The organism is Nostoc sp. 'Peltigera membranacea cyanobiont' 213 (assembly GCF_002245975.1).
Lineage (GTDB): Bacteria > Cyanobacteriota > Cyanobacteriia > Cyanobacteriales > Nostocaceae > Nostoc.
Genome location: NZ_NOLI01000039.1, coordinates 40,417 through 51,959, shown reverse-complemented (window position 1 = coordinate 51,959; position 11,543 = coordinate 40,417). Strand labels below are relative to the sequence as shown.

At 41.7% G+C, this 11,543-nt stretch carries 10 protein-coding genes; 6 read left to right on the top strand and 4 right to left on the bottom strand.

What is annotated here, in order from left to right; all coding sequences use genetic code 11:
- Positions 1 to 94 precede the first annotated feature (94 nt).
- Positions 95 to 1,066 carry an SGNH/GDSL hydrolase family protein gene (locus CDG77_RS13395; RefSeq protein ID WP_094329857.1) on the bottom strand — a complete coding sequence of 324 codons (972 nt, stop codon included), beginning with the start codon at positions 1,064 to 1,066 and terminating at the stop codon, positions 95 to 97.
- Positions 1,067 to 1,420: 354 nt separating this feature from the next.
- On the opposite strand from CDG77_RS13395, the gene CDG77_RS13390 reads away from it, so the two are divergent.
- The 3 genes from CDG77_RS13390 to CDG77_RS13380 all read left to right on the top strand — a co-directional run bounded on the left by CDG77_RS13390 (position 1,421) and on the right by CDG77_RS13380 (position 4,372).
- A complete protein-coding gene (locus CDG77_RS13390) occupies positions 1,421 to 2,773 on the top strand; it encodes a helix-hairpin-helix domain-containing protein (RefSeq protein WP_094329856.1) in 1,353 nt (450 codons plus the stop codon).
- Positions 2,774 to 2,975: 202 nt separating this feature from the next.
- Positions 2,976 to 3,557 (top strand): hypothetical protein, encoded by a 582-nt coding sequence (locus CDG77_RS13385; RefSeq protein ID WP_094329855.1) that lies wholly within the window; start codon positions 2,976 to 2,978, stop codon positions 3,555 to 3,557.
- Positions 3,558 to 3,841: 284 nt separating this feature from the next.
- Complete coding sequence (locus CDG77_RS13380; RefSeq protein ID WP_094329854.1) at positions 3,842 to 4,372, top strand: hypothetical protein; 531 nt, start codon at positions 3,842 to 3,844, stop codon at positions 4,370 to 4,372.
- Positions 4,373 to 4,759: 387 nt separating this feature from the next.
- Here CDG77_RS13380 and CDG77_RS13375 read toward each other — a convergent pair whose 3' ends face one another.
- Entirely contained in the window at positions 4,760 to 6,499 is a 1,740-nt protein-coding gene (locus tag CDG77_RS13375) for an ABC transporter permease (protein ID WP_094329853.1), read from the bottom strand.
- A 39-nt stretch (positions 6,500 to 6,538) separates the two neighbouring features.
- Positions 6,539 to 7,864 carry an ABC transporter ATP-binding protein gene (locus tag CDG77_RS13370; RefSeq protein ID WP_094329852.1) on the bottom strand — a complete coding sequence of 442 codons (1,326 nt, stop codon included), beginning with the start codon at positions 7,862 to 7,864 and terminating at the stop codon, positions 6,539 to 6,541.
- Between the two features lie 371 nt (positions 7,865 to 8,235).
- Between CDG77_RS13370 and CDG77_RS13365 the strand changes: the two genes are divergently transcribed.
- The 3 genes from CDG77_RS13365 to ggt are packed head-to-tail and all read left to right on the top strand — an operon-like array spanning position 8,236 to position 10,744.
- Positions 8,236 to 8,550 (top strand): hypothetical protein, encoded by a 315-nt coding sequence (locus CDG77_RS13365; RefSeq protein WP_181154490.1) that lies wholly within the window; start codon positions 8,236 to 8,238, stop codon positions 8,548 to 8,550.
- Complete coding sequence (locus CDG77_RS13360; protein WP_094329851.1) at positions 8,540 to 8,908, top strand: pentapeptide repeat-containing protein; 369 nt, start codon at positions 8,540 to 8,542, stop codon at positions 8,906 to 8,908. The genes CDG77_RS13365 and CDG77_RS13360 overlap by 11 nt, the downstream gene beginning before the upstream one ends.
- 36 nt (positions 8,909 to 8,944) lie before the next feature.
- Positions 8,945 to 10,744, top strand: a complete 1,800-nt coding sequence (gene ggt, locus CDG77_RS13355) for a gamma-glutamyltransferase (RefSeq protein WP_094329850.1) — start codon at positions 8,945 to 8,947, stop codon at positions 10,742 to 10,744.
- 83 nt (positions 10,745 to 10,827) lie between these two features.
- On the opposite strand, the gene CDG77_RS13350 is transcribed toward ggt, so the two are convergent.
- Positions 10,828 to 11,091: a hypothetical protein gene (locus CDG77_RS13350; RefSeq protein WP_094329849.1), complete on the bottom strand. Its 264-nt coding sequence runs from the start codon at positions 11,089 to 11,091 to the stop codon at positions 10,828 to 10,830.
- Positions 11,092 to 11,543: the final 452 nt, after the last annotated feature.

Sequence of the window (11,543 nt, the reverse complement as noted above, 5' to 3'; positions counted from 1 at the left end):
ACCGCCAGATATCTCGGTGCGTTACGGCTTTCGCCTAACACACCCTACTGTATATTTTATTTTTTGGAAGTCCCTTATCGCTCACTAAAAAACTTTAGTAGTTCTGAGTAAGTGGTATCTCCCCCAGTCTTTCTAGAAGCGATCGCTCCATAACTTCACTGACAAATTTATTACCTTGCAAGTTGAGGTGAATGCTATCGTGATACAAACCTTGCGGGTTGGTAGTTGAATTGAATATCGGTAAAAAGTCTATATAGTTAATTTGCTGAGTCTTGGTAAAATCGTTCAAGCGTTGGCGGGCTTTAATTTCGTAATCGCGGGGGCCTGGTTCACCAATTTCTCGCAGTAAGGGAGTCATGACTAGTAGAAATTGGCTGTTGCTTTGGCGAGTCAGGGCTTGAATTTTACCGATCGCTTCCAAATTAATCCCCACGCGATCGCCTGCTTCATTTTGCACCGCTTTCATTTCGGGAATTGGCTGCTGCTTGACGATATAACGCTGCCACACTTCCGCTAATGCTAGGGGAGGTTTACTATCGGGATAGTTGCGATCGCGTCCTACTGGTAAAGACGTGGGAGGAGTCGCAAACAAATCATCGGTATTAATTAATAACACTACTATTTGCGCGTTGAAGTTGCTAAACTTCTCTAAATAAGCTAACTCGTTCCTTGGCCCCCAAGAGTTAGCTGAAGCATTTAGCACTTCTACTTCCTGATAATTACTATGAGTGGATGATGCCAGAGAACGCATCATTATCGCGGATATTGTATTAGTCTGATCTGTCCACCAGCCACCATTAGCGATAGAATCCCCTAACAGTAAAATTCGCAGCCCAGAAGGTGCAGGTGTCTTATCGATCGGACTACCTCGCATAGAATACTCATTAATTTCAATGCGATTACCAAAACGACGGGTACGTTGGTTAGGAGCCAATAAATAACCAATCCGCTCATCGCCAATGTAAACTAGGGGATTACCAAAGCCAAAGAGCGATCGCAATCCGATCTCGACTACCACAAACAATCCCACAACCACCGCCAAAATTACAATCAGCGCCTCTTTCACTTACCCACACCCTTTAATACTGAGTTACTTTTCAACGATAGTAACTGACGCATTGGAAATTGGGAATTGCTTATCCTTCTTTATCTCCCTGCACCCTACTCCTTACTCCCCAGGTATCTGACTAAGCGGATTAATATCTATTGGAATGTGTTTAATAAACTTTAAAAACAGCAATTACATGGCTATTAACTGTTTATCTAATAGTTTCTCAAAGTTTTGATATACTTTATCTACTTTTGTGTAAGAGTATGGCAAGTGTTTTCTAGTGATATAATTTTATATTACAGGTATTACTATAGCTACAGTTTTTATCAATTAATTAATTCCGCAAAACTTTTTTGGGGGTAAGGTAGGATGATAAAAATAGCCACACGTAAATATTTAGGCAAACAAAATGTCTATGATATTGGGGTTGAGCGCGACCATAATTTTGGGATAAAAAATGGTTTTATCGCTTCAAATTGTTTCAATAAATCTCATTCAACAGCCTATGGTTATGTAACTTATCAGACAGCATATTTAAAAGCTAATTACCCATTAGAATATATGGCGGCACTGTTAACGGCTAACAGTGGCGATACCGATAAGGTACAGAGATATATTACTAACTGTACAAATATGGGTATTTCCATAGATCCACCAGATATTAATCGTTCTGGCGTTGATTTTACACCAACATTAGGAAAGATTCTGTTTGGATTTTCGGCAGTGCGTAACGTGGGACAGAATGCGATCGCCTGCATTTTGGAGGCGAGAAGTGAGACAGGAGAGTTTAAATCCCTCGCTGATTTTTGCGATCGCGTGGATTTACGTGCTGTTAACCGCCGGACTCTAGAATCGCTGATTTACTGTGGAGCCTTTGACAAAATTGAATCCAACCGCCAACAGTTAATTAACGACTCAGAATTAGTGTATGACTGGGCACAATCTCGCGCTAAAGACAGAGCTAGCGGTCAAGGGAATCTCTTTGACTTATTAGGTGATGGATTTTCTTCGACTCAGAATAAAAGAGCAAATAATGCCTTTGAAACTGCTCCCAAATCTAAACCTGTAACAGATTTACCCCCCCAGAAAAAGTTGCAGATGGAGAAAGAATTATTAGGTTTTTATGTATCAGATCATCCGTTGAAATCCTTACGGCAAATAACACCACTTTTGACACCGATTAACCTTTCACAACTGGGAGAGCAAAGAGAAGACACAAGACTTTGTGCAGTTGTCATGTTGAATAATGTCAAAAAAGTGGTGACAAAAAAAGGCGACCAGATGGCAATTTTGCAAATAGAAGACCTAACTACACAATCAGAAGCTGTAGTTTTTCCCAAAACTTATGAACGCATTAGTTCCCTACTCGTAGTTGATACTAGATTGATTATTTGGGGAAAAGTAGATCGACGCGACGAGCAAACTCAATTTATTCTTGAAGATGTAGAACCCGTGGAAACAGTACAAATGGTAATGGTGGAGTTAAATCCCCAGCAAGCAGGTGATATGGAAAAACTACATCTCTTGAAAACAATTTTGCAAGCTCATTCAGTAGACAAAGAAAAAGCAAAAATGCCAGTGATTGGAATTATCCAAACTGAAACTTCTCGGAAACTTGTTCGCTTGGGTTGGCAATTTTGCGTACAAGATTCTAGAATAACTGTTCAAGCTTTGCAAAACGCCAGTTTTCCTGCTCATATAAAATCACTGACTGGTAGCTAGCACCAGAAGTGAAAAATCTATCAATACTAAAAAGCAGCTTAAAAATTATTTATACTGAACTGTCAACAGTAAAAAGCCTTAAGTATTCAGCATTTCAATCGTTTTTTTAGTTACTTATGCGGATGATGATTTCCTTGAGGGAATGGTATCTTTTTATGCTAAGACCCTTAAGGCTGCGACTGGGGGAAGGAGTTAAAACTTGATGATCGTAAACGAGCTACATAAATTTGTTTCATACTGTAAAAAAATTCAACCCCAAACTCATGATGACATTCAAAAGTTTTTTGAAGGAGTGATCTTATTTCCTTATGATAAAGAACTTCTATTGCAAGCTTATTTATTTCTGAATATTAAAGACTTGTTTCCCTCGTGCGCTGAATTGCTGTTATTTGAAAAATCTCCAATTTCGGATTATACAGATTTAGGGAAGTGTGATTTTGTCTATCGGACTTTTAAAGGTAGTCTGTTTTTAATTGAAACTAAGTTTATTGATACAGAAGCAACAGGAGCAACAGAAAGAAAAAGAAGAAATAAACACAGAAATAAGGTATTTGAGCAAGTTATAACCTTAAAAGGTCGATTTAGTGAATACTGGAATATGAGGTTAGATCAATTAGAATGTGGGGTTTTCACGACAGATGCAGAAGTTGCTTGGCGAGGAAGCAGTGTGAACGTCACATCTAAATCAATATCTATAGAGCATCTTGAAAAATGGCGAAGAAGTTATCACACCAGTGAAAAAAGTTATGAAGTAAGCAAAATAGTAGTGCAAAAACCGAATTAGTTTTCGGAATCCAAGTGAGTTTATTGCAGTTTCTATTTTTAAGTTTTGCTGAAACTTCAATCTTTACCAATTTCAATGATATCGAGCATGAATATTTTGAATTTCTCTATGTGATAAAACAATTATCTAGTTGTTAGCTTCACTAGCGATCGCCAACACTAGTATTCAGGAAAACCATCTGTAAAAATAATTTCGTCTTTTTCTAGCCATAAGTATTCTTTGACCCGGAAAATATGTCAGATTACTGGAATAAGTACCAAACGTCTGACAGGAAAATCATACTAATGAGAACTTGGGCTACTATTGCTGTGCTAGCTTCTTCTTGGCTAATATTTGGGGTTACATGTTCTGAGCCGATCGCTGCTACTTCTGGCATAGCACAAAATGCCACACCATTTCCTACGCCAACAAGTCTGAAAAAGATTATTGTCAGTAACGCTGAGTTTGGGCTTAAGAGAGTTGACACCAAAGGTAACGTTACCATCTTCCGCACAACAAGAGTGCCGCTTCAGCAGGGAAACGCCTACGGATGGCGGATTAAACTCAAAGACCATCAAGGTGAAGTGAAATGGCGCGAAGTCTTACATTTACCAAAACCTCCAGAAACTTGGGGTACAGATAACGGTGAAGATTTCTCTATATCAGCAGATGGTACTACATCTATCACACGGCGCACACAATCGGCTCCAGACGGTGTGATTGGGAATTTTTGGACGATCGCTCCTGGCGATCCGCTTGGTAAGTATAGAATCGATGTCTATATTGATGACCGTTTAATCGGTACTTTCGAGTTTGAAGTTATTGCAGTCAAGTAAATGTAATATTAAGTGTACACACAAGTCTTCTAAAGTTGCCTCATAGGCTTTTGATCCCTCCAACCCCCCGATAAATTGGGGGGCAAAAGTCTCTTCAAGTCCCCCAATTTATCGGGGAGCCACTGCGGTCTTGGGGTCTCCCCAAGTGAAGCAAGTGGCGTGGATTTAGGGGGATCTCCAACGATTTTGGGTCTGTACAGAGATGTGTCCTTTTAAGGAGGGTTAGGGAGGATCGAGCCTTAACATTAAGCAAAACTTTTTTTACGTACCGCAGAGGCGCAGAGAAGCGAGTGCCTTGGGCGGGTTCCCTGACTTGTCGCAACTGGCGCGACACAGAGAGAAGAAAGAAGAGATCAAAAAATTTGGCGCAGCCTCACAAAGAAGTTATTAAACCAATAATTGATATTTCTCTTGAGCTAGATTGTAAAGAGGTCGCCAAATCAAACGATTGGTCAATACTACCAACAGCGACATGATCGCTGTGGAAGCTAATAATAGGGAGAAATTGCCTGTAGCTGTGGCATGAGAAATTGTTGCTCCCAATCCAGAAGTACTAATTACTCGCCCTTGAAATGTAACGTACTCACTGACGATACTGGCATTCCAAGCGCCGCCAACTGCGGTAATAATTCCTGTAATTAGGTAGGGAAAAATTGCGGGTAAAATTAAGGTTCGCCAGCGCTGCAAAGTTGAGAGTTTATATACCCAAGCGGCTTCGATCAGGTCTGAAGGAATCGATTGTGCCCCAGCAATGACATTAAACAGGATATACCACATTGTCCCTAACATCATGAGAGCGATCGCACCAATCTGTAAACCGCCAGCGATGCGGGTTAACCCCAGCAGTAGCACTGGAAATAAGGCTGTTGCTGGTACAGAGGCGGCGATTTGTACCAATGGTTGCAAGACTTGAGCCAACCGTCGATTGCGACCAATAACTACTCCCACAGGTACAGTCCACAACAGTGATAATATCAAAGCAATTATTACCCGCAACGCCGTTAACATAGCGCCCTTTATTACCTGTTGCCAATCATCCCAGCCTAAAGTCCGTAATAGTAGTACAGCTTCCCAAGTACCCCACAAGATAATTAAGCTGAAGCCACTAACAAATACCCAATTTAAAAAACTCGGGAAGTTGAGATTGCCTTTGGCATTTACAGGTACAGAACGCACAGGAAACGACCGAATTAAACTATCGTCTAAGACTGTTTGTAATGGCTGAAAAACGCGATCGCTAATTGCCCGTAAAGTAGGCGAACGTCTGAAAACATCTAACACCCACGATTGGGGTGCATTTTCAGTTTCAAGCATCTCCAACTTAAATCTTTCTGCCCAAGCAATCAGGGGTCGCCACACAAAAAAATCAGTTGCTACAATAATCGCAATCAGCACCGCCAAGCCCCAAAATATCGCTTTAAAGTCTCCTTTGTTGGCTGCTGTGCCTAAAAAAGAGCCTAATCCTGGTAAGCGAAAATCTTTATTCCCTAAAGTAAATGACTCAATAGCAATTAAAAAAAACCAACCTCCAGCCACCGACATTACACTATTCCATACCAAACCAATTACACCAGATGGTAACTCTAATGTCCAAAAACGTTGCCAGGGATTAAGCCGATAAACCTCTGCTGCTTCTATTAATTCTCGCGGAATACTTTGGAGAGATTGGTAAAAACTAAAAGTCATATTCCAGGTCATACCAGTGAAAATTAGTAAAATAGCTGCTAGTTCTACACCAATTCTTTGGCCCGGAAATAGGGAAATCAAAGCTAGTACCACACCTGGCAAAAAAGACAATACTGGAATAGATTGCAGAATATCCAACATCGGAATTAAAATTCGTTCTGCAATTCGGGAGCGATAAGCAGTGTAAGCGTACAATAAGGTAAAAATTAGGGAGAAAAAGTAAGCCAGCCCCATACGAATCAAGGTTTGGGCTGTATATCCTGGCAAAGCATTGATATTTGTGGAAATTGTGAGTTCAGGTTCAAAAGTACCGCTAAATTTAGAAGCGGTTCTAATAATTGCCACAATGAAAGATAAAATTAGCAGAATTAGCAATCCATCTTGCCAAGTCCAATTGTTACGTCCTAAAGTTTTATTAGCAGGAGTGAGAGGTCGGGTCATAAAAGTATGGAGTGAGGGAGAATGACAAATGACAAATGACTAATCGGCATTAACAACTTGCTCTAAAAAGATTTGTCCCGATGGCTCATCGTAGCCGTATATCTCGGCATAACGACCCCAATCAACAACGGTTTTTAATTGTCGCTCGGCTTCTTGTGGGCTAAAGTGAGTTTCTAGGATATCTAAGACTAATTCTTCGGGAATGCGTTGATTATTTTTCGCTTCCAAAAGACGGTAAATTTGCTGTACCAGGCGAATATGAGTTAAAAGTTGCGATCGCACAATTTGTTTGCGTTCATCAATACCACCATTGATAAATTCTTGCCCTATTGGTTTTAAGCTAATATCACCTTCTGCAAGTTCTACAAAATCCATCAATTTTGCAGCTTCCACAATTGGTAAAATATCATCTACTTCTAGTTGCAATTCTTGGGCTAGCCGATATAAGTCTTTTTCTTGACGATCTTCTAAAAGTTCCAAAAGACCGGCAATGGAACCAATTCGCACCGCTGGTAAAGACTGATATTTTGCTGGTGGTGTTGCAGGTTCTACAGAGGTAGTAGTTGGGAGTTGAATTTGTTCTAGTTCTGGGTTGGTGATGATTGTATAAACCCGATCTACCAAGGCTTGAAAACTTGGGTGTTTGCGATCGCGGTAATGGGGTAAAGTCACAGGTAAGTCAGCCCGAATTCTTCCCGGATTGCGTCCGAGAACAATAATCCGATCCGCCATAATTACCGCTTCTTCAATCCCGTGGGTGACAATCAGAATGGCTTGGGTGGGTATGCGACGTTCTAACCACAAATCTAATAACTCAAACCTCAAGTTTTCTGCTGTTAGTACATCCAATGCCGAAAACGGCTCATCCATACATAACAGTTCTGGTTCTACGGCCAAAGCCCTCGCAAATCCAACTCGCTGACGCATTCCCCCAGAAAGTTCTTTGGGATAGGCATTTTCAAACCCATCCAAACCAATGATATCAATCATCCGTAGCGCCTTTTGCCGTCGAGAATCTGGCGCTTCTCCTTTGGCTTTTAAACCTAGTTCCACATTTTCTAGTACAGTTAACCAAGGATAAAGAGCAAAACTTTGAAAGACAATTGCTACCCCAGGATTTAAACCAACTAGAGGACGATTATGATATATAACTTCGCCTTGACTGGCCGGGATTAATCCAGCAATAATCCGCATCAAAGTAGATTTACCTGAACCTGAAGGCCCCAGCAATGCAACGATCTCTCCTGGACGCAACTCAAGATTGATATTTTCCAGAATGATAATCTGCTGACCGTTGGGCTGTTGATAAGATTTGCTGACATTTTTTAGGGCGATCAGATGTTCAATTGCTGTTTTAAAGACCATAACTCTTTCTGTAAGGAAATAATTAAATATAATCTCATGTAGAGGTTATTTTACAGTTAAAGCTGACTAAAAATAGTTTCTTCTGCAAATTGAACATGACTGGAGCCTAAAGACTCCCTTGCCTCGTCATTAATTAGCTACAAGAGTTAATAAGAGAAATCTCCTAATTGCTGCAAAAAAGCGATTGCCTAGGCGAATATTAAAAGGAATAAATTACAGTAAATTGTTTTGTTAGATATGTGCATTTGAGTAAATTGTGAGTAATTACAGATATTAAATAAACAACCTCTACTATGGCGGTTACATATAGAAGCATCTGACGCAAAGAAGTATCATAGAGATAGAAGCTTGATTCTTGTTGGGTGGCGATCGTGAATACAGAGGAATTCTTACGATTAATCGAAAAGCAGCGCTCATGTCCTCAGACACTACCAAAAGGGCTGCAAGCAATGTGGTATGACAACAAAGGTGACTGGAGCAAAGCTCATGAAATAGTTCAAAATGCCAGCGATGCCGATAGTGCCTGGGTTCATGCTTACCTGCACCGCAAAGAAGGCGATTTGAAAAATGCCCATTTTTGGTATCAGCGTAGTGGTCAGCCAGAGTTTCTAGGAGAACTAAGCCAGGAATGGGAACAAATAACTTCTGTATTGCTAAGAAAGGTCAACGTGACCCATGAATGCTGAGGAATTAAAACGGCGTTTTGCCGCAGGAGAAAGATATTTTCCAGCCGTCAACTTGATTAAGAACAAGTTGATTGGAGCCTATTTGCCCGGAATCAGTTTATGGGGATCTGACTTGAGTGGAGCGAACCTAGCGAAAGCTAAACTCTGGGGAGCAGATTTGAGTAGAACTAACTTAGCTAAAGCGAATTTGACCAGAGCTAATTTGAGCGGTGTCAAACTGAATGAAGCAAATCTCCGGGGAGCCAAACTTAACTATGCCAAGTTGTATGGAGCAAATCTGACTGGCGCTTACTACGATGAAAGCACGAGGTTTCCTAGAGGTTTTGATCCCGTCAGTAGAAATATGCAGAAGGTGTGAGGTAGGCTAATAAATACCAAACAAAATGGCATAAAAATGCTTACTGTTGCTAAATCAAAGCAGATTGCGATGGCAATCTTTTCTTTCACCCTCCTTGTTTACAGCCAAGTTGCATCAGCCGCCTTAACTTTACCCCTACACAGCAAAAAGGGAATGGTGGTTTCAGCCCATCCCCTAGGGAGTGAAGCAGGAATTTTAATGTTACGCAAAGGTGGTAATGCAGTAGATGCAGCTGTCGCCACAACTTTTGTCATCTCTGTAGTTGAGCCTTTTTCGGCAGGAATCGGCGGCGGCGGATTTTTGCTGATGCACTCTGAGAAAACTGGCGATATCAAAGCGTTGGATTTCCGCGAACGCGCCCCCCTGAAAGCTACAAAAAATATGTATCTGGATGCAGCAGGGAAAGTGCGTCCCAATGCAAGTATCAATGGTTATTTGGCAGTAGGAACACCAGGAACGGTGGCAGGACTTTATGAAGTGCATCGTCGCTATGGTAAACTTTCTTGGCAAGAGGTAATGAAACCTGCGATCGCACTTGCTAAAGATGGCTTTATTCTTGGCGATGTGCTAACTCAGCGCCTCAACCAGCGCCAGCAACAGCTTCTCAATAATCCAGCCGCGCGGGAAATTTTTACTCGCAATGGCCAATTTTACCAACCAGGAGAGAAACTGGTGCAGCGTGATTTGGCACGCACCTTAACAGCAATTTCTGAAAATCCCCAAAGTTTTTACACCGGAAGTATTGCTCGAGCGATCGCTTCTGATATGGTAAAAAATGGCGGTTTAATTACTCTAGAAGACCTGAAAGCCTACAAACCAATCTGGCGGACTCCTGTTTGTGGGAATTTTCGGAAAGCTAAAATCTGCTCAATGCCACCACCATCATCGGGAGGCGTTCACCTATTGCAGATTTTAAATATTATTGGTGACACTGATTTAAAATCTTTAGGATGGCATCATCCCGACGCTATCCACTTAATGGTAGAAGCAATGAAGATTGCTTACGCCGATCGCTCGGAATATTTAGGCGATCCTGATTTTGTCAAAGTTCCTGTACAAGAATTGATTAGTCCAGCTTACGCCAAAAAACGCCGTCAAGAAATTAATATGCAACTGGCTAAACCCTCGACCGAGGTCAAGCCAGTAGATAGAAAGACACTACAACGTTTTAGTCAGGCTAATAATCAAATTTTAGGAGAAAATATCATTCCATTATCCGCTCGGTCTCTAAAACTGCACGCGACGCGGTATGAATCTCCTGAAACCACTCATCTGACTGTTGTGGATGGAGAACACAACGCCGTAAGTCTGACTTTCACGGTTAACCTGATTTTTGGTGCTGGTGTGGTGACACCGGGAACTGGAATTGTCCTGAACAATGAAATGGATGATTTTGCTGCTGCGCCAGGAGTGCCTAATGCTTTTGGTTTAGTTGGTAACGATGCCAACAGCATTGCACCCCGTAAAACTCCTTTATCCAGCATGACTCCCACTATTGTCACAGAAAATGGTCATTTTCGGATGGCAGCAGGTGCGCCCGGTGGTAGCACCATCATCACCCAGGTTTTGCAAACGATCCTGAATGTGCTGGAATACAACATGGATGTTGGTGCAGCTATTTCTGTTCCACGCATACATCATCAATGGCTTCCCGATGAGTTGCGGGTTGAATCCTGGAGCTTGGACGCTCTGACTATGCAAGACTTACGCCGTCGGGGGCATAAAATTAAGGAAACTACTCCTTGGGGTAATGGTAACGCGATCGCTGTTACATCTGATGGAACTCTAGAAGGCGCGGCAGATCCTCGCGGTGAAGGTTCCCCCAGAGGTTTGTGAGCGAGTGAGGGACTGGGAAGACGCAGGAACGCAGAGAATAACCAATGACCAATGACCAATGACCAATGACAAATGACCAATAACTATTGATTTTGAATTGTTGACTCTGCGTAGCTGCTACTGCCAAACTCATTTGCCCGTGCGCTAGATACTAGTGTCCAACCTGCTTTGAGAAGTTTTTGATAAGTTGCCCAACCTTTAGAACCACCTGGTATTTGATAATCTGGGACTGTGAAATGTCCAAAAGCTGTGTAGGGCCGCCAAGGCTGATTGGGTTCTGTCTGCAAATACAAAATTTTCTCCCCATCACCACCAGACTTAGATAACCAGCACATTTGTCGATGCATTGCAAACTCCTTTGCTTTTAGCTAAAAACTAACGCACATTACCAGACTTTTGTCAAGTAATTTCTCAGCCTTGTGGGCTATTTTTGGGCAGAAAGATAAACAGCTTTGTCTCACCTTATTTAATAGGGTGAGATTTTTCTAATGTTATCCGCGTTTTTTGCGATCGTGTGTAACAATAACTACTGTTTTGACCAAGCTTTGTAATCAGGATTTAGAAATTCTATCCGGGTTACTTGGTGGATTAAAATTGGAGCTTAATCGTAAGTGATATCATGTCTGGCAAATTACTTGTGATATGTCATTGCGAGTGCAACGAAGTGGAAGGAAGCAATCGCAAGGCTTTTGGGATTCCTTCACTTCGTACCCTTCTCCTTCGGAGACGCTACGCGAACGGGAACGCCAAGGGCGAAGTTAAAATACTCGTTGACGGAGTTCAAAGGTGGATTCATCCA